19 protein-coding genes and 1 pseudogene are annotated in these 19,881 nt (G+C 61.9%); 10 read left to right on the top strand and 10 right to left on the bottom strand.

Annotated features, from left to right (window positions below; all coding sequences use genetic code 11):
* The 4 genes from FHG09_RS18230 (at position 1) to FHG09_RS18215 (ending at position 4,270) form a co-directional block, all read left to right on the top strand.
* Positions 1-1,011: an ABC transporter ATP-binding protein gene (locus FHG09_RS18230; protein WP_152349057.1), complete on the top strand. Its 1,011-nt coding sequence runs from the start codon at positions 1-3 to the stop codon at positions 1,009-1,011.
* A complete protein-coding gene (locus tag FHG09_RS18225) occupies positions 1,008-1,727 on the top strand; it encodes an ABC transporter permease (RefSeq protein WP_152349056.1) in 720 nt (239 codons plus the stop codon). The genes FHG09_RS18230 and FHG09_RS18225 overlap by 4 nt, the downstream gene beginning before the upstream one ends.
* Positions 1,727-2,392, top strand: coding sequence for an ABC transporter permease (locus FHG09_RS18220; RefSeq protein WP_152349055.1), 666 nt, complete (start codon positions 1,727-1,729; stop codon positions 2,390-2,392). Before FHG09_RS18225 ends, FHG09_RS18220 begins: the two co-directional genes overlap by 1 nt.
* 72 nt (positions 2,393-2,464) lie before the next feature.
* The gene (locus tag FHG09_RS18215; RefSeq protein WP_152349054.1) at positions 2,465-4,270 is read left to right on the top strand and encodes an ABC transporter family substrate-binding protein; all 1,806 of its coding nucleotides are present in this window, start codon (positions 2,465-2,467) and stop codon (positions 4,268-4,270) included.
* 69 nt (positions 4,271-4,339) lie between these two features.
* On the opposite strand, the gene FHG09_RS18210 is transcribed toward FHG09_RS18215, so the two are convergent.
* The 4 genes from FHG09_RS18210 to FHG09_RS18195 form a co-directional block, all read right to left on the bottom strand.
* Entirely contained in the window at positions 4,340-6,028 is a 1,689-nt protein-coding gene (locus FHG09_RS18210; protein WP_152349053.1) for a DUF885 domain-containing protein, read from the bottom strand.
* A gap of 190 nt (positions 6,029-6,218) precedes the next feature.
* On the bottom strand, positions 6,219-7,136 hold the full coding sequence (locus FHG09_RS20290) for a YceI family protein (protein ID WP_152349052.1): 918 nt from the start codon (positions 7,134-7,136) through the stop codon (positions 6,219-6,221).
* Positions 7,137-7,778: 642 nt separating this feature from the next.
* Complete coding sequence (locus FHG09_RS18200) at positions 7,779-8,429, bottom strand: BPL-N domain-containing protein (protein ID WP_152349051.1); 651 nt, start codon at positions 8,427-8,429, stop codon at positions 7,779-7,781.
* A gap of 91 nt (positions 8,430-8,520) precedes the next feature.
* Positions 8,521-9,816 carry a flavin monoamine oxidase family protein gene (locus FHG09_RS18195; RefSeq protein WP_264674078.1) on the bottom strand — a complete coding sequence of 432 codons (1,296 nt, stop codon included), beginning with the start codon at positions 9,814-9,816 and terminating at the stop codon, positions 8,521-8,523.
* A 189-nt stretch (positions 9,817-10,005) separates the two neighbouring features.
* Here FHG09_RS18195 and FHG09_RS19885 point away from each other — a divergent pair, with 189 nt between their 5' ends.
* Positions 10,006-10,338, top strand: coding sequence for a hypothetical protein (locus FHG09_RS19885; protein WP_193627445.1), 333 nt, complete (start codon positions 10,006-10,008; stop codon positions 10,336-10,338).
* 100 nt (positions 10,339-10,438) lie between these two features.
* On the opposite strand, the pseudogene FHG09_RS18190 reads toward FHG09_RS19885, so the two are convergent.
* The 5 genes and pseudogenes from FHG09_RS18190 to FHG09_RS18170 all read right to left on the bottom strand — a co-directional run.
* A pseudogene (locus tag FHG09_RS18190) lies at positions 10,439-10,923 on the bottom strand (recombinase family protein); the annotation flags it as partial.
* A 348-nt stretch (positions 10,924-11,271) separates the two neighbouring features.
* Positions 11,272-11,505 (bottom strand): CinA family protein, encoded by a 234-nt coding sequence (locus tag FHG09_RS20405; RefSeq protein ID WP_413773157.1) that lies wholly within the window; start codon positions 11,503-11,505, stop codon positions 11,272-11,274.
* 186 nt (positions 11,506-11,691) lie between these two features.
* Positions 11,692-12,000 (bottom strand): hypothetical protein, encoded by a 309-nt coding sequence (locus FHG09_RS18180; protein ID WP_152349050.1) that lies wholly within the window; start codon positions 11,998-12,000, stop codon positions 11,692-11,694.
* Between the two features lie 202 nt (positions 12,001-12,202).
* A complete protein-coding gene (locus tag FHG09_RS18175) occupies positions 12,203-13,636 on the bottom strand; it encodes an alpha,alpha-trehalose-phosphate synthase (UDP-forming) (protein WP_152349049.1) in 1,434 nt (477 codons plus the stop codon).
* Between the two features lie 267 nt (positions 13,637-13,903).
* Positions 13,904-14,215, bottom strand: a complete 312-nt coding sequence (locus FHG09_RS18170) for a general stress protein (protein ID WP_193627438.1) — start codon at positions 14,213-14,215, stop codon at positions 13,904-13,906.
* Positions 14,216-14,457: 242 nt separating this feature from the next.
* Here FHG09_RS18170 and FHG09_RS18165 point away from each other — a divergent pair, with 242 nt between their 5' ends.
* From FHG09_RS18165 to FHG09_RS18145, 5 genes are all read left to right on the top strand, one after another.
* Positions 14,458-15,120 (top strand): TetR/AcrR family transcriptional regulator, encoded by a 663-nt coding sequence (locus tag FHG09_RS18165; RefSeq protein WP_152349047.1) that lies wholly within the window; start codon positions 14,458-14,460, stop codon positions 15,118-15,120.
* A gap of 40 nt (positions 15,121-15,160) precedes the next feature.
* Positions 15,161-16,249 (top strand): hypothetical protein, encoded by a 1,089-nt coding sequence (locus tag FHG09_RS18160; RefSeq protein WP_193627437.1) that lies wholly within the window; start codon positions 15,161-15,163, stop codon positions 16,247-16,249.
* Positions 16,250-16,444: 195 nt separating this feature from the next.
* The gene (locus tag FHG09_RS18155; protein ID WP_227492863.1) at positions 16,445-17,467 is read left to right on the top strand and encodes an acyl-CoA dehydrogenase family protein; all 1,023 of its coding nucleotides are present in this window, start codon (positions 16,445-16,447) and stop codon (positions 17,465-17,467) included.
* Positions 17,412-18,869, top strand: a complete 1,458-nt coding sequence (locus FHG09_RS18150; RefSeq protein WP_227492862.1) for a PIG-L family deacetylase — start codon at positions 17,412-17,414, stop codon at positions 18,867-18,869. Before FHG09_RS18155 ends, FHG09_RS18150 begins: the two co-directional genes overlap by 56 nt.
* Positions 18,866-19,576, top strand: coding sequence for a glycosyltransferase (locus tag FHG09_RS18145; protein WP_152349045.1), 711 nt, complete (start codon positions 18,866-18,868; stop codon positions 19,574-19,576). Before FHG09_RS18150 ends, FHG09_RS18145 begins: the two co-directional genes overlap by 4 nt.
* Before the next feature lie 139 nt (positions 19,577-19,715).
* Here the strand turns inward: FHG09_RS18145 and FHG09_RS19880 are convergent, their stop codons facing one another.
* Complete coding sequence (locus FHG09_RS19880; RefSeq protein WP_164743305.1) at positions 19,716-19,859, bottom strand: GPGG-motif small membrane protein; 144 nt, start codon at positions 19,857-19,859, stop codon at positions 19,716-19,718.
* Between the last annotated feature and the right edge of the window lie 22 nt (positions 19,860-19,881).

Raw genomic sequence — 19,881 nt, 5'->3', positions numbered from 1 at the left:
ATGACCCAGCACTCCACAGGCACCTCGATCACCTTCGACCGAGCCACGAAGACCTACCCGGGCGCGGCCGCGCCTGCCCTCGACGCACTCGACCTCGAGGTCGAGGCCGGCGAACTCGTCTGCCTCGTCGGACCTTCCGGCGGAGGTAAGACCACAGCCCTGCAGCTGGTCAACCGGCTCGTCGACCTCACCAGCGGCGACATCCGCATCGGCGATCACTCGATCACCGACCAGTCGGCCATCGAACTGCGGCGGACCATCGGCTACGCGATCCAGCAGTCGGGTCTCTTCCCGCATTACACGGTCGCCGACAACATCGCCACAGTCCCTGCCATCCTCGGTTGGGAGAAGAAACGGATCCGCGCCCGCACGGCCGAACTGCTCGAACTGGTCGGGCTCAGCCCAGTCGAGACCTGGCTGCCGCGCTACCCGGCTCAACTCTCCGGCGGGCAGCAGCAACGTGTCGGGATCGCCCGGGCGCTCGCCGCCGACCCGCCGGTGATGCTCATGGACGAACCCTTCGGTGCCCTCGACCCGATCACCAGAGTCGCAGTGCAGGACGAGTTCCTCGCCATCCACCGTGCTGTAGGCAAGACGACGCTGTTCGTCACCCATGACATCGACGAGGCGATCAAGATGGCCGACCGGATCGCCATCCTCAAACCCGGCGGCAAGCTCGCTCAGTTCGGCGCACCCGCCGAGGTGCTGTCGAACCCGGCCGATGACTTCGTCGCCGAGTTCCTCGGAGCCGAACGTGGACTCAAACGCCTGGCGCTGACGACCGTCGGCGAGATCGTCACCGGCAGCAGCGACCGAGCAGGTGCTGAGACAGCTCAGTGGCCCGACGTCGAGGCCACGATGACTCTGCGCGAGGCCCTGTCCGTCGTCTCCGCCGCTCGGGCGGAAGGGGCCATCGTCCACAGCGGCGGCAACCGCCTCGGCGAGGTGAGCCTGCACGATCTCATCGCACCGCCGGCTGCCGGAGAGGACCGGGAGGGCGTGAGAACATGAGCGATTTCGCCCCCGCCGGTGATCCCGTCATCCCCGACTACGGGCAGGCCTCTGACTGTGTGATCAACAATGGAGCGTTCTGCACCGAGTGGTTCATCAGCCAATGGTCGACGGTCTTCTGGCCCCCGCTGCTCAGCCATATCGTCATGGTCGCCATCGCCGTATCGATCGGTTTCGTCATCGCTTTCTTCGCCGGACTGTTGGCCTACCGGAAGAAGTGGCTGGCCGGACCGATCGGCATGGCCGCGACCTTCCTCTACACCCTGCCGCCGCTGGCCCTGTTCCAGCTGCTCGTGCCCTTCACAGGGCTGAGCCTGCTGACAGTCGAGATCGCACTCGTGTGCTTCACCCTCGTCATCATCTTCCAAGCAGTCCTCGTCGGACTCTCCGGAGTCCCCGACGACGTGCGCAGGGCCGCGACCGGTATGGGGCTTGACCGCAACCAACTGCTGTTCAAGGTCGAACTGCCTCTGGCGCTGCCGTCGATCATCTCCGGGGTGCGCATCGCCACCGTGCTCACGGTGAGCATCGCCACGATTGCTGCCTTCGTCGTCGACGACGGTCTGGGCTCGCCGATCATCAAAGCAGTGTCCTCACCTTTCAATACGCAGTTCGTCGGAGCCGGAGCCCTTGCCGTGCTGCTGGCATTCGCGCTCGACGGTTTGCTCGTGCTGCTGGGCAGAGGGCTCACCCCCTGGACGAAAGCGAGGAGCTGATGGACGTCATCTTCGGGGCTTTCCCCTTCATGATCGACAACGTCGGGTTGCTGCTGACCAAGACCGGTGACCATCTGGTCATCAGCCTCATCCCGCTGCTTGCGGCCATCGTCCTCGGTGTGCCCATCGGCGTCTGGCTCGGCCATGCCCACCGCGGCGAGTTCCTCGCTGTGAGCGTGACGAACATCGGTCGTGCGCTGCCGAGCCTCGCGCTCATCGCGATCCTCATCGGATTCGTGGGCATCGGCATGCTCAACGCGATGATCGCCTTGTTCCTGCTCGCCTTTCCGCCGATCCTCAGCTACGCCTTCCAGGCCGTCGACTCGATCGACCGTGACCTCACTCGCGCCGCTCGCGGCATGGGCATGTCACCCGGTCAGGTGCTGCTCAAGGTCGAACTGCCCCTGGGGCTGCCGATGATCATCGCGGGCATCCGCACATCCGCAGTGTTGACGGTGAGCTCGGCGACCATCGCCACGATCGCCGGCAGCGGCGGTCTGGGCGATGTCATCCTCAATCAGGTCGCCTACGGGATGGAGGGAGTCGTCGCCGGTGCCATCTGGGTAGCCGTACTCGCCATCCTCGTCGACCAGGCATTCGCGCTCCTTCTGCGCGTCAGTGCTCCGGCTGGAGTGAGACAGCTCCAGAGCGCGAACGCCGTGTGAGGACAGCCGCAGAGACTGCGGCACAGCAGATCTGCTCCACCCACAGAAGATCACTAGGAAACAGAGGACAATGTGAAGAAGCATTTCATCGCTGGAAGTCTCGCCGCTGCGACGGCGATCGTCGTCACCGGATGCACTCCTCCGGGAGGCACTGATGACAAATCAGGCAGCGACGGATCTGTGCTCAATATCGGATGGAACGAAGCCTTCCGGTCGATGAACGACATGACGATGGACGGCAACGCCGTGGCCAACACCATCGTCGCCTATATGAGCAATGACAATTTCAAGTACTACGATGACGAACTCGAACTGCACGATGGTGCCCTCGGCGAAGTGGAGAAGGTCTCCGAGGACCCGCTGAAGGTCAAGTACACGTTCGGCGAAGACGCGAACTGGTCTGACGGAACTCCGGTCGACGCCGCAGACCTCGCTCTGACCTGGGCGGCACGGTCCCAGCACTTCAACACCGTCGATGACAACCGAGACGACGACGGCACCCTGCAGGACAACCCCGACGGCACGGTCTTCTTCGACTCCTCGGCGGTGGGCGCTCCACTGATCGACGACTTCCCCGAGATCAGCGAGGACGGCAAATCCCTGACGTTCACGTACTCGAAGCCCTTCGCCGACTGGGAGACCGAATTCGGGCTCGGAGCCTACGGCTCGGGAGTGCCTGCACATATCGTGGCCAAGAATGCGCTTGGCACCACAGACCCGCAGGAGGGCAAGGAAGCGATCCTCGACGCGATCGAATCCAACGACAAGACTGCTCTGTCGAAGATCTCCAACTTCTGGAACACCGGATTCGACTTCACCTCGATGCCGGAGAACAAAGACCTTCTCGTCCACAACGGGCCCTATGAGATCACCGACTTCGAAGAGGGGCAGTACCTGACACTGTCTCGTGACGAGGACTACACCGGACCGGTTGAACCCAAGATCGACACTGTGACGATCCGCTACAACGGCGACCCGATGGCCATGGTCCAGGCGATCGAGAACGGCGAGGTCGACCTGACCCAGCCGCAGTCGACGGCCGATGTCCTTTCAGCTGCGGAGAAGCTCCAGGATGTGTCGATCCTGCCGGGCGAGGACGCTACGTTCGAACACGTCGACCTCACATTCGACAACAACGGCCCCTTCGACCCGGCCAGCTATGGCGGGGACGAAGACGCTGCGCTCAAGGTCCGTCAGGCATTCCTCAAAACACTGCCACGCCAGGAGATCATCGACCGGCTCATCAAACCTCTCAACAAGGAGGCCGAGGTTCGGGATTCGTTCAACCAGGCTCCTGACTCGCCGCTGTACGACGATATCGTCGCCGAGTCCGGAATCTCGGAATACGACGAGGTCGACATCGACGGAGCAAAGAAGCTGCTGGACGAAGCCGGTGCCGAGGCACCGAGCGTGCGCTTCCTCTACGACAACACGAACGCCCGACGATCCCAACTGTTCGCGCTGATCAAGGAATCAGCAGAGAAAGCCGGCTTCAAGGTCGAAGACGCCGGTGACGTCAACTGGGGGACCCGCCTCGGCGATGGGACCTATGACGCCTCGCTGTTCGGATGGGCGCTGAGCACGACAGCGGTCACGGAGTCGGACTCGTACTACCGCAAGGGCGCGCTGAACAACTACAGCGGGTACGACAACAAGGATCTGACGAAGACGCTCGACGAGATGCTGGTGACCATCGACCCGGACAAGCAGGCTTCCTTGGCTGAAGACGTCGAGAAGCAGCTCGTCGATGATGCTTTCGGGCTGCCGCTCTTCCAGCACCCGTCTCTGACGATCCACGGGGACAAGGTCTCGAACGTATCGACGACGACGCTCGATCCGTCGATGTTCTGGAACTACTGGGAGTGGGAGACCAACTAAGTTCGCATCGGGCCGCCGGGCGGGGCACTGCCGTAGAGGGGCACCCCCCCATGCGGAGGCGGACCATGCTCAGCGCAGCAGTGCCCTGCGCAGCGGATCGAGTCCGATCGACCCGAGGTTCAGTGCACGACTGTGGAATTCTTTGAGATCGAATCCCGCGCCCGCCGCGGTGCGGGATTCGTCTCTGATGTCCTCCCACAGCCGCTGACCGATCTTGTAGCTCGGGGCCTGCCCGGGCCAACCGAGATACCGATCGAGTTCGAACGCGAGGAAGGTTCGGTCCATGGCGACGTTCTGCGTGAGGAATTCCCACGCTTTGGCGCGGTCCCAAACTCCTCCGCCGAGGCGGTGCGGAGCTTTGAGGCCGAGGTGGAAGCCGATGTCGACGATCACCCGTGAGGTGCGCAGTCGCTGGGAGTCGAGCATGCCCAGATAGTCGCCGGGTTCGTCGAGGAAGCCGAGTTCGGCCATGAGACGTTCGGCGTAGAGGGCCCAACCCTCACCGTGGCCGGAGACCCAGCAGACGTGGCGGCGCCACTTGTTCAGCGAATCGGCGAGATAGGACGCCTGCCCCATCTGCAGATGATGGCCCGGAATGCCTTCGTGGTAGACAGTGGTCTTCTCCTGCCACGTCGCAAATTCGGCCACACCATCGGGCACCGACCACCACATCCGGCCCGGACGGGTGAAGTCTTCGCTGGGCTGAGAATAGTAGACCGCTCCGGTGGCCGAGGGTGCGATCATGCACTCGATGGTCCGCAGCGGTTCCGGGATGTCGAAGTGGGTCTTGCCGAGTTCGGTGATCGCTTCGTCGGCGACCGTCTGCATCCACTCCTGCAGAGCCTGCGTGCCGTGGAGAGCGCGTTGCGGATCGCTGTCGAGCATCCGCATGACATCGAAGAGTTCGGCACCGGGGTGGATGCTGTTCGCGACTCGTCTCTGCTCCGCATCGATCGAGTCGAGTTCGTCGAGGGCCCAGCCGTAGGTCTCTTCCAGATCGACCTCGGCGCCGAGGAACTCGCGTGAGAGCAAGGCGTAGTCTTCCCGGCCGGAGGCTTCGTTCTCTGGCGCATGCTCGGCCAATTCGGTGCGGAGGAATCGAGCGAGGCCGCCGAAGGCCTCTCTGGCGGATTCACCGTGGACGGTCAGTTCGCGGGCGAGGGTTTCGGCGGTGGCGCTGGTGGCCTCTGCCGCGATCGTGGTGAAACGGCTGTCTGTCTGACTGAGCGCGTCTGCCTGGTCGGCGACCCGCTCAATCTGCAGGCGCGCGGGCACCCGGTCGAGCTGGTCTCGTGCATATCGAAGTGATTCTCGGTAACCCTCGATCGAGCGCGGCAAGGCGGCCATGGTCGCAGAGACGGTCTCCCACCCCGCAGCGGTGTCGGTGGGCAGCAGATCGAAGATGTCTCGCATCTGCTGCACCGGCGATTCGATGACGTTGAGGACAGTGTGCTGCAGGCCCGCTTCAAAGAGGTCCATGGCGGTGCCTAACCGTTCGCGCATCGCGTCAATAGTGACGAGATCGGTCTCATCGAGGCTGTTCGTCGTAAGCCCGTCGGCCTCTGCGGCATCGACCTTGGCCAGGGTGCGAGTGCGCAGGTCGTTGGCGGCTTTCAGTCCCTCGGGGGAGTAGTCATCGAAGCCGTGAGGGTTGGCGGTGCCGAGGAACAGCGAGATCGACGGGGAGAGGACGCACAGTTCGTCGAAGTAGGCATCGGCGATCCCATCGATAGCCGAAGGATTTCTGCGGGAAGTCATGAGGAGACTCTATCCACGAAGTGAAGCGCTCGCCGTGTTGACCGCAGTCCGACATGGGGGACCGGAGAGAGGCTAAGTCAAGACTGTGTACTCGGGATCCACGTGGTCTCCGGCAAAGTGCTGGGAGGTCTCTTCCAACGCGTCATGGTGAGAGGTGTGGTGTTTGTTCTGACCGCATCTCAGCTGATAGTCAGCGGAGGCCGAAGAGCTTGCCGAAAGTGCTTCCGGACGGCTGAGCATCCGACTGCTTAGACTCGGGGGCCTTCTCGGCAGGCTTGTCAGTGGGAGTTTCAACGGGCTTGACCGGCGGCGGGGGAGGGAAGTCCTTGCCGGCGGGCTCTGCGGTCGGGGCTGCCTCCGGAGCCTTCTGCTCGGGAGGGGCAGTCTCGTCGGCCACTGGGGTCGGGGTCACCGACTCCGGGGCTTCAGGGGTCGGTGCTGCTGTCTGCGGGGCTGCGGTGTCGGCTTCTGGTGCAGGGGTCGCCTCGGCGACGGGGTTCGGTTCCTCGGGGGAGGCCTTGTCCTGGGCGGCGGCCTCGGACGAATCGGCGGGGGCCGCCTCGGCGAGGTTCTTGATCAGGGAGAGCTCGAATTCGAGCGTGATCTTGTCGCTGACGAGCACGCCGCCGGAATCGAGCTTCGTATTCCAGGCCACTCCCCAGTCCTTGCGGTCGATGCGGCGCGAGCCCTCGAGACCGGCACGCAGGTTTCCGAAGGGATCGGTCTCGACGCCGATGAGCTCGAGCGGAACCGACACGGTCTTCGTCATGTCACGGATCGTCAGCTCACCGGTGACGATGTACGAGCCTTCGTCGACCTCGTCGATGGCCGAGGAGACGAATCGGATCTCCGGGTAGGCCTCCACGTCGAAGAAGTCCGCCGAGCGCAGGTGGGCATCCCGGTCCGCGCTGCGGGTGTCGACGCTCGCGGTCTGGATGACGATCTCGGCGTTCGAGTCGGCGAGATCGTCGGCGATGTCGGCCGAGCCGGACACATCATTGAACGCTCCGCGCACACGCGAGACCATGGCGTGGCGAGTGGAGAATCCCAGTCGAGAATGTGAGGGATCGATGTCCCAATGACCTGTGATCCCAGGAGTTTCTGTCATGGGGTAGCTCCTTCGGTTCCTCCGCGCTCCTCTGGGGAGGCTGTCGTAGTCGGTGTGATCATTGAAACCACAATCGCCTACGTAGTCTGACACGCGCGGTCGGGTGTGTGCCACCTCGGTGGTGGTTCGTGGTGCGAGGCAGCACTGACGTCGACTCGGCGAGGTCGCGAACCTGCTCGCGGGTAATTCCAGCGAGGTCATAATCGATGCGTCCGGTGTTTGGAACGACTTTGACGCGAGCGCGAGTGAAGCCTGCGCCAGCATAGGCCCAGTCCCGCGAAGACGGTGAGGGGGCCGAGACCGTAGTGGCGTCAGGCACCAATTCGGTAGCGGCTTTCTTGCAGCCGGCGAAGACATCGGGTTTTGGGTCGTGATGGAGTCTTGAACACTTACTTCATTGCACCCAAGGTTCCGCTGTCTTACGCCCCGGTTGCAGGTCTTCCGACCATCCTATCTATGAAGAGCCACTGTCAGTTTTCCCACCGTGCCAACTGCAGGTCCCCTGTCCGGACGAGTCAGAAATGATCCGTCGCAGGCTCGGTTTTCGATAACGTGTAGAAGTCAGTCCAACAGCGCTTCGACGAAGGGAACGGCGTAATCCCAGTCGTCACCGTCCGCATCTGAGATTCCCGCTTCGTCCAGTCAGGTCTGGTCGGCCTCGGCATGCGGGCCGATGAGACCCGCCCTACCGTCACCGTGGTCGTAGCGTGCTGCGGCGATATCGCCATTGCCGTACCGCGCGAACACGTCGGCGGGATCATCGGGTGGGGGAAGGACTGGGCCCTCTTGGAAGAACGTCTGGCGATGATGACCGTCCCAGGCGGCGTCGACCACGGTCTCGCCGCTGTCAGTGACTGCGAAGTCGAGACGGCTGACCACACCGTCGAGCTCCGTTTCGACGAGGTCGAAGGCGACCGGCCCCGCCAGGTAGGAGCCCATACACAGACCGAGGTAACGACCGCCGCGCGTGACATATTGTTCGAGGCCCACAGCGAAACGAGCTGGCGGCGCTTCGGCAGCCGCGTCTATGTCGTCCCCACCACCGGGTTGGACGTACAGGTCCACGTCTGCAAGGGAATCGGCTCGCAGTGGGAGACGTTCACCGCGACCGATGAAGACCACCTCGGCGTCGGCAAACGAGGCTCTCAGACGTTGTGCGATCGTCTCGGGGCACCCGTCGCACGCGGCCTCACCGAGGTACACGGCCACTACCGGGGAGTCGGAGCCGGAACTGCCTGCGGCAGCACAGGACACGGAGGAGGCCGCGGTGAAGAGATCGATCAAGAGGGCCACGAGGGCCCGCCGAGCATAGGTGGTCATGTTGCTGTGCCCGGGACATACCCGGACCCCTCAGACAAAGACGGGGGAGTCCCGCAGATCGCGATCACCGCTTCACGATTGGTTCGTTGTTGGAACGGCGGGGGGCAGGAGCGAGTATTCCGGCAACCCCTTGCGCGGCTCGATCACCAGAGACCAGCGCGCCTTGGATCGAGCCGGTGTCACGATGGTCACCGCAGACGAACATCCTCTCGGAGATCCGCTGCACGGATCGGTCGATCAGAGGCGGAGCTGAGGCTGGCAGAGCATGCGGGAGCTGATGATTGATCAAGACCTGCCACTGGCGCGTCGACGTGGCGTAGATGCGTTCGAGATGCTGCCGGACCTCCCGCTCGTCGGCCAGACCGTCGGGCCGATCGAGCAGAGTCGTCGCCTGAATGAGCGCCGACCCCACAGGTGCGTAGCTCGGTGCTGCATTTGAGACCACTGCTGTATGCCAGACAGGCCCATCTGGGCCTCCGCGGGGAGCGGAGGCGTCCAACACCAACAGCGGATCTTCGAGTGGAGGCTCCGGGGCCTGGAACCACCAGGTCGTCAGCCCGCGTGTGGAGGGAGTCTTCTCGCCGGTTAACTCCTCGAGATCCTCAGCACCGACCGCGGTGACAGCGAAGCGCGCCCGTATCCGCCCCTTGCCGGTGTCGACTTCCACACTATTGTCTGTCTCGCGAAGGTCTCGCACTGCGGTGTTCAGATGCACCTGCGATTCGAGAGAAGCCGCCATCTGCTCGGGCAGAGCCGCCATGCCATTTCGGGGCAAACCGGGAATCGCACCCACGAATGACCTCATCAGCAGGCGAGCATAGTTTGCCGAGCTGGCGCCAGTACTGTCGGCAAGCACGCCGGCGAGGAACGTATCGATGACGTCACGGCGCAACGCTCCCGTGACTCGTGCCGCGTCCAAAGAATCCGCGAGAGTTGAGTCCCGCGTCGCGCGCGACGCTGACGATGGTCTGAGCAGCGTCGGTCCGAGCCACCGCAGAAGTCCACGGATCTCCTTCGGTCTGAGCATTCCGGAACTCAACGCCGATACCTCGGTGCCAAGCTGGTTCAAGGATGCGCGCAACGTGGTCAGACGCTGGCCTTTACGAACCATCACTCCTGCGCCGAATGCTTGCAGATCCAGTGAGGGGACGTCAATGAAGGAGCGCACTGCGGGGTACGCGGGATTGAGCAGCTGAAACCCGCGGTCACAGAGGAAACCGTCGATCCGATCGGTGCGCACGCGACCGCCCACCCCATCACTCGATTCGAAGATCTGAACAGTCAAGCCGTTGCGCTGCAACCGTCTGGCACATTGAAGACCTGCGAGACCTGCTCCCACGACTACGACGTCGGCGTCCACGATTCTCCTTTTCTCGGTTCCACACCAGCATAAGCGTCCCGCCACCGCGGAGCATCGAATACCAGCAACCAGCGATCGTGGTGTCTGTCGGTGCTGAACGCGGCGAGGATCGCGCGGCCTATTTGCTCGCATGGAACTGGTCCGACTTGATGGGCAGTCGCGGAACCGGGGGCGTGCTAGGTTGTGACCATGAGCACTGAAAAGATAACGACGCGACCCGACTTTCCCCGACCTGGGCAGGTACAGGCGCCGGCAGGTGATGAGGTCGAAAAGGTCTTCGAGCGGTTTTCTTCCGCTTACGAGAAGCAAGCAGCGGATGTCTGGGATGCGCTCGAAGAGCAGGATTTGAAAGTCTGGATCACCGGCGGCGGTGAGGAAGATGGCGAGACGATCTGCGCGGGCCGAGCCTACGATGACGCAGCTATGGTGATCCATCTCGAAGACCCCAACGAAGCACTGGCTGTCGCAGCGGCCCGGGACGCGGGAAAACTTGACGACTACATCGCCTCGGGTCTGGCCTGAGTCCCGAGTAGTCGTCAGTCTCTGCAGTTGTACGAGGGGTGTGGAGACGCCAACGACGGGATCCGGCAAGCACAGAGCTGCAGATGCGAAGACAGCGCCACTCGCTGAGTAGTCGGATTCGCCGATAAAGCGTGGCTCTGGACATCTCAAAGTCGCGGGCCACTTGCGTGGCCGGTTCACCACTTTCGACATCGGTCACTCGCTCTCGTTTGATCTCGTGTTCCACCTGAGCTAGCGCAGCCTTGATGGTGAACAACATCGATCCCATCGGCGTGGCTGTATCGACACCACCATCGCCAAGGTCGAGAACCCGCAATCCAGCCCCACAGGAGCGAAGTTCCTCGAGGACGAGAAATTTCTGGTTGGCCGTCGCAAACTGTCGAAGGTGATGACGACGAGAGTGTCAGCGGCAATGAGTGCCTGAAGCGCACGATCGAACTCGGGCCGTGATGCCCGTGCCCCGGAGATTCCGCGGTCGATATAGAGGTCGTCGCGTCGGACGCCAGCGGCAAGCAGATCGCCTAGTGGCCCGTCGGTGGACTGGTCACGAGTCGGTACGCGAGCGTAGCCGATCTGTTTCGCCACCAGGGACTTCACCTGCACCACCCTCCCCAGAACTTTTCGATTGATCGGTACTCTCACCAGGGCAATCGGTAAGTGAAGCGGACTCTCGGCTGGGTGGTGTTTCCTCCCAGGAAGCCGATCGCGACGATCGGGTGCCAGTTCAGAGTGTCTCGCGCAAGGCTTCCAGCAACAGTGCCAGCGCCCGTCCCTGGGTCTGAGCGAGGATGCCGATTGCTTCACCGGAGAAGGTCTTTGGTTCGGAATGCACTTCCGAGCCGACAGCGACAGCAAGCCATGTCGTGCCTGGCTCCTGCCCCTCCTGACCCGAAGGGCCCCGGCGCCAGAGGCGGCATCGGAGCCCAGAAGGGTTCACGCAGAACTCGCCATACTTTCGGCAGCCGTCTGCGAGATCACTGGTCCCCGTGGGACTTTCAGCAGCTGATGTTTGACATCGCTGAAATAGGCGACGACAGCACCGCCCAACCAATTGCCAGAACCCGGGGCAGCGGCGAGCTGGCTGGCGTTCTTGCTACATGTCAGTGACTCCGCGACACCAACGACTATCTGGTGAGTCTCGCACAGTTCGCCCAGCTCGGAAGCGATATGGGCGGTGCGATCTTCGGTTTCATCGGCGTTGCTGATGGCGATGTCACCCTCTTGTTCGTTCGGGCAGTGAAATGGCTGCGGAATGTTCTCCGGGGCCCTTCCCAGTACACGGGATCCGGTTCGTCGGAGACACGGTGAACCTCATCGTCCTCTGCACAGTTTCGTCTTTCGCCGAAAGGCGTTTCACCGTTCGGCGGGGACGAGACCATCGGTGCTCGTGGCCTCGGCTAAAGCTTCGTGAAGTGCTTTGCGCGCGATGGGACAGGTGATGGTCAGTTCCAGACGGCGGTTCCTGATCTGCTCAGTCGCTTGTTTCATCAGCTCTCGGCAGTGTCTGTTCGCGTCTGTCTTCTCGATGGCTTCGCAGTAGACGAACATCATCGTGTGGTTGGTGGGGTCAAGATTGTAGTGGAGTGCCGCAACAAGCTGGCCTGGCAGGTAGAGGTCGTATTTGGAGGCTTCGCGGTTGTTGAGTAGGACGTAGGTATTCATTTTCTCTCTTCGTGAAGTATGCCGATATGAGGTGTGCCAGTTGTCGGATGCTCTCTGGCAGAATGAGGCCCTCGCCGTGAGAGGATCTCGGGCGATTGTCATTCAAGCCCGGGTCCGGTTCTCGTCATAGCCGATGAGAGCGAAGACGCTCCGGATGAGTTCGTGATCGGGACGCCGCAGGGTGAGTCGATTGTGTCGTCACTCAAAAAGATGTCACTTTCTGTGGAGTTCGGTCACGATGTTCGGTCGCTGTCGTTCCCGATGCGGGGCCGAGCGGCGAAGCCGGTTGCAAAGCTGCGAGGAATTTTTGGGCCCAATGGTGCACATCACGGTCTTCGACCGTTGTCGCCATCGACGCGATTCGCTCTCGTGCCCGGGCAACATCGAGGCTTGCAGCCTGGTGCATGCCGTTCTTCAGGCCTGAGATGTCGTGCGGGTTGACGATGATGGCTTGCTCGAGTTCATCGGCTGCGTCTGCGAACTCCGACAGCACAAGTGCTCCGCCCTGATTCTTGCGGGCGGTGACGAATTCCTTGGCAACGAGATTCATTCCATCGCGAAGGGACGACACCACGAGCACATCGGCGGCGAGGTACAGGGCAACAGTGTCTTCGAACGAGTACGAATGGTGTGAGTACTGGACGATGCCTCGACCCAGCGTCGCGAAACGACCATTGATCCGTCCTACCAGTCGCTCCACCTCGTCGCGCAGGTCCTGATAAGCCGCTATGCCCTCGCGAGAGGGCACAGCCACCTGCAGAAAGCTCGTTGTCTTCGGTGAGAGCAGGTCGTCGGCGAGGAGTTCATCGAACGCCCGGAGGCGGTGGGGGATGCCCTTGGTGTAGTCGAGACGATCGATGCCCAGCATCAGAATGTCCGGATCGCCGAGATCGCAGCGAATCTGGGACGCCTTTCGAGCGACCGTCTCCGACTCAGCGGCCTTGCGGATCGCATCGGTATCGACGGAGATGGGAAAAGCATCGATCAGGGGAGGCGGGGAGTCAGCATCGGCGGCAAACGTCCGCACCGCCTCACGGAAGTTCTCGGCATCCGTGCTGCGCTGGAAGCCGATGACGTCGGCTCCGAGCAGACCGGTGACGACCTCCCTGCGCCATGGCATCTGCCCGAACAGCTCGACGGGGGGAAAGGGAATGTGGTTGAAGAAACCGATCCGCACGTCGGGACGGAGCAGCCTGACCATATGCGGAACCAGTTGAAGATGATAGTCATGTACCCAGATCGTGGCTCCGTAGGCGGCCGATCGGAGGGTTGCCTGCGCGAACCGGGAATTGATCGCCTCGTATGCGCGCCACCACGTGCGATGGTACTGAGGAGCGACGATGAGGTCGTGGTAGAGTGGCCACAGTACGCCATTGGAGAAGCCCTCGTAGTATGCCCGATGTTCTGCTTGAGTCAATGGGACCGGCACAAGTGACATCTGGTCGAATTCGAATGGTGCGACCGTTTCGTCAAAGCCTCCAGCCCACCCGAGCCACGCCCCGCGTTCGGCTTTGACCATTGGCGCCAGTGCCGAGACGAGGCCTCCAGGCGCGGCCTGCCAGGCGCCTTCGCACCAGTCGACGGGTAAGCGGTTGGCCATCACGATGAACGAGTGCTCAGTTTTGGTTTCTGCCATGTTCTTCTCGCTCTTCTGACTCGTCTGCCGCTGGCCCCTCGTCTAACTCTTTTCCTGCACTCGGGCCGGGCAGGGATGAAGACGTAGCCCTCACCTCTGCCATTGGGCAGTGTCAGTTTTGGGACCCGTTTCTGAGAGACTCCGCGACTCCACGAGCCGAGTCCTGGATCTCTTCAGTGGCCTTCTTGCTCTCGGCCTGGACCCGGGCGGGCTTCCAAGCCTTGTCTGCAGTGGCTTCCCTGTGAGGAGTGTTCGGCTGCCTGGACGTCAGCTGTTGATCAGCAACAGGATCTTGCCGTGGTCAAGCTTCTCTTCGAGGTCGTCGGACTCGTCCGACGTGAACCCGAACTCTTCGAAGGTCGCGCGCAACTCATCGCCCTTCTTGTCATACCGCGTACCCACGAGATTGCTGAGATCGTCGGGCTCGTTGGCGTTGACGCTGCCTGCGACGCGGTCGGTGCGGTCATCGTCATGTGAGATGACGAAGAGGTCATCCTTGGCGATGCCCGCTGCCGCCTGGCGTTTCACTTCATCCATCAGCTCGGTATCGTCTTGGAATTCTTTGACTGCGGGTCTCATGTCGACTCCTTTCATGTTTACGACGTAATCACGCTAACAGATGCCGCGCGTCTGAGCGAGGGGACGGAGCTGAATTTTCGAGGGGGTTCTCGGTGTCGCGGAGTCGATGTAGCCTGGAAGTTGCAATGCAAAGATGTTTACACGCTAATCGCTTCGGGGAATTAAGAGGATGTGTTCGCCTGTGTGACACGCAAGATGAGCGAGCAGGTTCAACGTTTGTCAATTCGGGCAGGGAGGATCCCATGGCCCAGAACCGTCTGACCAGAAACGACATCGTACGAGCGGCGATCACCTTCGTCGATGCCCACGGACTCGATGCGCTGACAATGCGACGCCTCGGGCACTACCTCGGGGTGGAAGCCATGGCGTTGTATCGGCATGTCTCGGGACGCGAAGACCTTCTCGAAGCGATGGTCGAAGCTCTCATCGACAGCCTGTTCGAAAATGAGCTGATGAGGCAGACTCCGTCCTCGTGGGAGGACTATCTCCAACGGGTGGCCAACACGACCAGAGATCTTGCCTACGATCATCCCGGAATCTTTCCGCTGATCGCCACGCAACCAGCCCAAGCCCCATGGCTGCGCCCTCCATTGCGCAGCCTGCGCTGGGTCGAGGAGTTCCTCTCCACGCTGCACCAGTTCGGATTCTCCGATGCGGGGGCTGTCGGCGCCTACAAATCGTTCACCAGCTTCCTCATCGGGGATCTGCTCCTGCAAGTCCATTCCACTAGTTTCGACATCACCGACGAAGACGATCACGAGAGGTCCGACGACGGCTCCGACTTATCGGAGTATCCCACCGTGAACGCACTGAGTGACCTGCTCAGCGAAGATCATCGCCGACGCCAGTTCGACGATGCCCTCGACGAGCTCATCGAACGCATCCGCCTCTCACCGACCAATTAGACACACCCTCAAACAGCTCACTGAGCTGAGAAGGATCAATATGCTCGATACCTCTTCAGAGGCCCTCCAGGTCCTTCTCGTGGCCGATCCGGGCCTGCCCAGCCGCCGAGCGGCCGCTATCCATCAACGACTCGAAAGGCTTCTGCAAGACGCTTATGGGGTCACGACGACCTTGCACACGCTCACTGACACCATTCGATTGACACCGGAAAGCGAACTCGACCTCGCTGCCGTCGAAGACCTTCGGTCCGACTATCCGGATGTCAACATCGTTCTGATCCTCACCGAGATCCCGCGCCACACTCAGGGCGATCCATTGATCGCCGAGGTGCATTCCGACAGCAATCTGGCGATCGTGTCCTGCCCCACTCTGGGTGCGTGGTCAACCAAGCGCCGCATCATCAAAGTGCTGATGAGTTCGGTCAACAAGTTGGTGCCGTGGGATCCCGAAGATACGACCCGACGATTTCTGCTGCGCTGGTCTGACTGGTCAGACAACGAAGACGCACAGCACCAGTCGCTGCATGCCCACACCATCACGGGAGGCCCACGGTTGGTGATGGGAATGACGATGGCCAACGACCCGTGGCGCACTGTCCCGAAGCTCTCTGGAGCCCTCGCCGCGGCGTCGGCCACGGGCGCTTTCGGCATCTTCTACAGTTCCATCTGGCAGATGTCGACCTATCTGTCCACCGCGCGGCTGCTTTCAATCGGCGCGGCTGCCATCCTGGTCATGGTCACCTGGCTGATCGTCAATCACAAACTCTGGGACGAACCGCGGAGAGACAGCCTGGCAACGGTGGTGATGTACTACAACCTTTCGACCGTCCTGACCCTGCTGATCACCGTGCTCGCGCTCTATGCGGGGCTGGTCGGCCTCATTCTGCTGGGCGGACTCATCGTCATCGACCCCGAATTCATGGGTGCCCAGATCCAGCAGAAAGCGACAGTGGCCAATTACCTCGATATTGCGTGGCTCAGCGCAGCGATGGGCGTCGTCGCCGGCGGTATCGGCGCAAGCTTCGATTCCGACCTAGATGTGAAGCGCCTGACTCACGGACAGCGCATGCGTCAACGGGTCTACACCGACAACGAGCCGGAAACCGATGATGTAGGCCAGAGCTCTTGACGGCTGATGAGGACCTGCCCCAGAGGCGCCCATCGGCCCGCGGAGTGACTTCATTCGGAGAATACCGGAAGTCGTGACCGCTCGCACAGCCTCACTCCGAGTCACCCGGATGTTCTCGGAGGTTCACAAGAGCTTCGTCCAGCAATTTCAGGAAGATATGACATGAACATACAGCATCGCTTACAGGTCACTGGGATGATTTCAGCGCCTCTGAGCTCCTGGCGCGACGAACCTGCCTGCCAGGATGATCTTACGAAGCTGGTCACCAGCAACGCGCAGACCGCTGACAAGGTTCGCGCCTTAGGTCGATTTCTCGAACTCACCGGGACGTCGTCTCGCATGCGGCAGTGGGAGTCGCTGGTCGAGGTGGCGGCCATCGATGTCGCTGTCGCTCGGATGCTCGAACCCCACCTGGATGCGCTGGGCATCCTTGCTGAAGCCGGACACGACGCACCTGATGGCTCGACCTGGGGTGTCTACGCCGCCGAAGCTCCAGCCCACGTCCTCACCGTGTGTACAGATGCCGAACAGCCCGTGATCGATGGGGAAAAAGCCTGGTGTTCCTTGGCAGCCGAGCTCTCGCACGCGATCGTCGTCGCCGGCGGCGACGGGGGATCGCGCGCCTGTGCCGTGGATCTCAGGGACCCCCGAGTGCAGGCCCAGCCGACTGCCTGGCCGAGCGTGGGGCTGCAGGAGATTCCAAGCGGAAGCGTCGCATTCACGCAAGCACCCGTCACCGTCGTCGGGCCGCCGAACTGGTACCTGGAGCGACCTGCGTTCGCATGGGGAGGCATCCGGGTGGCAGCGTGTTGGTTCGGCGCAGCCGTAGGACTGGCAAGAGACGCCGTGCGGCGTCACGGCAAGCGCTCTGACCCATCCTCGGTCGGTGAGATGTTGATCGGGCAGCTCGAAGCTGAGATCTTCTCGATTCGCAGCGTGCTCGCGCAGGCAGCGGCCGCCGCCGACGGGTGTGACGAGTATTCCCGTGCACGTGCCTGGACTGTGGCCCTGACAGTGCGCAATATCGTCTACTCAGGAGTCCGCCGGATCCAGCACCTGAGCCGAGAAATCGCGGGACCGGCTGCGCTGACAGGTGATGTCGGCTTCGCCAAAGCCGACGCTGATCTCACCGTCTACATCAGTCAGCACCACGGTCCACGCGATGAAGCCGCTCTCGGCACGGAACTTCGCACGAAGGTCGACCAAGATGGGTTTTGACCATCGTGACCCCGGCACGTCCGAAGCCTCCTGGGCGGAAGCCGGCGTGCAGAATCTTCCCGCTCTCGGGGTCGAGGCTATGCCCGCTGAGGCCACGTTCATCATCCTTGCCGCACATCCGGACGATGAAGCCCTTGGCGCTGCTGGCCTGCTGGCCCGCCTGCGTCGGTCCGCTTACCGAGTCGTCGTTCTGCTTTTCACCGCAGGGGAACAATCCCATCCGGCTTCTCCCACCCATTCGACGAGGGAACTCAGAGATGTTCGTCTGCGCGAGTTCGATGCGGCACTGGATCTGTTCGATCACCAGAGTCTGTCCCGCCGCTTCGTGGGGTTGCGTGATGGGCAGCTGAGCGCATTCAGCGAGAGGATCGTCTGCGAGATCGCGGTCGAAGTGGACCAGCACCAGGGGCACGTCGTGCTCGTCTCACCCTACAGTCGGGACGGACATGGTGATCATGAGGCCATCGGTGCGGCGGCCCTGCGGGTGGGGCGTGACCATCACACGATGGTGCTCGAGTACCCGATCTGGTACTGGCACTGGGCAGACCCCGCCGACATGGCGTGGCGCAGCTGGTCGTTCGTACCCGATCCCACGAACTTCGACAGACAGGCAGTGTTCGATTGCTACCCGTCGCAGGTGTCGGCGTTATCCGATCAGCCCGGAGACGAAGCAATCGTCAGCCCCGCTCATCTCGATCACTTCCGTCGTGGGGGAGACACCTTCGCGGTCTCGGACTTCAGCGGCGATGCGGATCCGGTTCCCTGTGGCGGCGACGGTTCAGCGAAGCTCCACGACGCCAGTGCGGCCTCTGCGGTCTTTGATGAAGTTCACGCCCTACGGTGCGACCCCTGGGAGGTGTGGAGTTCCGAATATGAAATCGCCAAACGCAGGAATCTCCTCAGCCATCTGCCTGCGGTTCCGTACGCTCGTATCCTCGAGATCGGTTGCTCGGTCGGCGCTTTGACTCATGACCTCGCTGGTCTCGGTGCGCAGGTGACGGCAGTCGACGCGAGTTCGCAGGCTCTGCGAATTGCCAGACACCGACGGTCGGTCCCTGCAACGGATATCGATTTCGTCCATGCCACCATTCCCTTCGAGTGGCCTCAGGGCACCTTCGACTGCGTTGTGCTGTCAGAGACCGGCTTCTACCTCAGTCGTTCCCAGCTCTTCGACACCTTGGAGAAGATCGATGGCTCCACGTCGGTTCGTTTCGTCCTTGTACTCTGCCACTGGAGGGGCGAGATCAACGATTGGCCACTGGACGCCGATGAAGTGCATCGCATCTGCTTAGGCGCCTGGCCTCATCATCGGGTCGAATACCTGTATGAAGGGGATTACCTTCTCGACATCATCACGGTCGACAAAGATTTCGAGCCATCCGCGGCCGAGGGGCACGCATGATCACCCGCTTGGGTGTGATCATTCCGGCTCACAATGAAGAGGAAGATATTCTCGGGTGCCTCGAGTCGGTGAAGCGATCACTCTCATACGCTGCCGAGACAGGCATCACATGTCGGTTTCGAGTCCTCGTCGTGGCAGATGCCTGTACCGATGCCACGTTGGATCTGGTCGCGGACTATGCCGCTCGACATCTCGACATCATCGTCCTCACGACTTCTTCTCAGTCCGTTGGGCGAGCCCGCGACTTCGGATGGAGGCACTTCATGGAAACGGAGGAATTGACGACCGGGGAAGACTCCGGCTCGGTGTGGGTCGCATTCACAGACGCCGACAGCAGAGTGCCCGACCATTGGATCACCACACATCTTGACCTCGCCGCAACAGGAGTCGATTGCCTGGTGGGCACTGTGGCCCCACGCCCTGAGACAGCATCGGCCGAACTGATCGCAACTTGGCATGCCAACCACGAACTGCTCGAGAACCACCCTTACATATTTGGAGCGAACATGGGTCTGCGCGCCAGCGCGCTCGAAGCTATGGGAGGTGTGCCTCCGCTGGTGTGCGGTGAGGACGCAGCAATCGTCGATGCGGTGCAGCGGGAGGGCGGCCGCATTCGCAGAACCGACGACTGCAGAGTGCTCACGTCCGCTCGTCTGTCCGGTCGCACGCGCGGCGGGTTCAGCAGCTATTTGCGTCAACTGACCTGAAGCCGTGGTGCCTTCTTCCGGTCGAAGTGAAGTCGGAGCCTTTCCTCGTCGGCAGTGCACCGCATGGTGTTGTCTCCCTACCGGGCTTCACGTGAGGCGCCCCTGCAGGGAGGGGCGCCTCACGTGAAGGTGGAGCAGATCAGCCGAAGATGCTCACCCCTCCTGGCCCAACAAGGCAGCCGACGACGATGAGGACGACGCCCCAAAGAATCTGTTTGCGCAAAATTGCGAAGACGCCCGAGACGACGAGCAGCGCGGCGAGGATCCATAGGACAATAGCCATAATTTCTCTTCCTTATCGGTTT

It is taken from the genome of Brevibacterium sp. CFH 10365, from assembly GCF_009299785.1.
In the GTDB taxonomy this organism is placed as follows: Bacteria; Actinomycetota; Actinomycetes; order Actinomycetales; family Brevibacteriaceae; genus Brevibacterium; species Brevibacterium limosum.
The sequence above is the reverse complement of the archived record's forward strand: the minus strand, read 5'-3'. Positions and strand labels throughout refer to the sequence as shown.

Coding starts and splice junctions, on each gene's coding strand:
- FHG09_RS18230 (WP_152349057.1), top strand. CDS start 1: ATGACCCAGCACTCCACAGGCACCTCGATCACCTTCGACCGAGCCACG.
- FHG09_RS18225 (WP_152349056.1), top strand. CDS start 1,008: ATGAGCGATTTCGCCCCCGCCGGTGATCCCGTCATCCCCGACTACGGG.
- FHG09_RS18220 (WP_152349055.1), top strand. CDS start 1,727: ATGGACGTCATCTTCGGGGCTTTCCCCTTCATGATCGACAACGTCGGG.
- FHG09_RS18210 (WP_152349053.1), bottom strand. CDS start 6,028: ATGACTTCCCGCAGAAATCCTTCGGCTATCGATGGGATCGCCGATGCC.
- FHG09_RS20290 (WP_152349052.1), bottom strand. CDS start 7,136: ATGACAGAAACTCCTGGGATCACAGGTCATTGGGACATCGATCCCTCA.
- FHG09_RS19885 (WP_193627445.1), top strand. CDS start 10,006: ATGAGCACTGAAAAGATAACGACGCGACCCGACTTTCCCCGACCTGGG.
- FHG09_RS18180 (WP_152349050.1), bottom strand. CDS start 12,000: ATGAATACCTACGTCCTACTCAACAACCGCGAAGCCTCCAAATACGAC.
- FHG09_RS18175 (WP_152349049.1), bottom strand. CDS start 13,636: ATGGCAGAAACCAAAACTGAGCACTCGTTCATCGTGATGGCCAACCGC.
- FHG09_RS18170 (WP_193627438.1), bottom strand. CDS start 14,215: ATGAGACCCGCAGTCAAAGAATTCCAAGACGATACCGAGCTGATGGAT.
- FHG09_RS18165 (WP_152349047.1), top strand. CDS start 14,458: ATGGCCCAGAACCGTCTGACCAGAAACGACATCGTACGAGCGGCGATC.
- FHG09_RS18160 (WP_193627437.1), top strand. CDS start 15,161: ATGCTCGATACCTCTTCAGAGGCCCTCCAGGTCCTTCTCGTGGCCGAT.
- FHG09_RS18155 (WP_227492863.1), top strand. CDS start 16,445: ATGATTTCAGCGCCTCTGAGCTCCTGGCGCGACGAACCTGCCTGCCAG.
- FHG09_RS18150 (WP_227492862.1), top strand. CDS start 17,412: ATGAAGCCGCTCTCGGCACGGAACTTCGCACGAAGGTCGACCAAGATG.
- FHG09_RS18145 (WP_152349045.1), top strand. CDS start 18,866: ATGATCACCCGCTTGGGTGTGATCATTCCGGCTCACAATGAAGAGGAA.
- FHG09_RS19880 (WP_164743305.1), bottom strand. CDS start 19,859: ATGGCTATTGTCCTATGGATCCTCGCCGCGCTGCTCGTCGTCTCGGGC.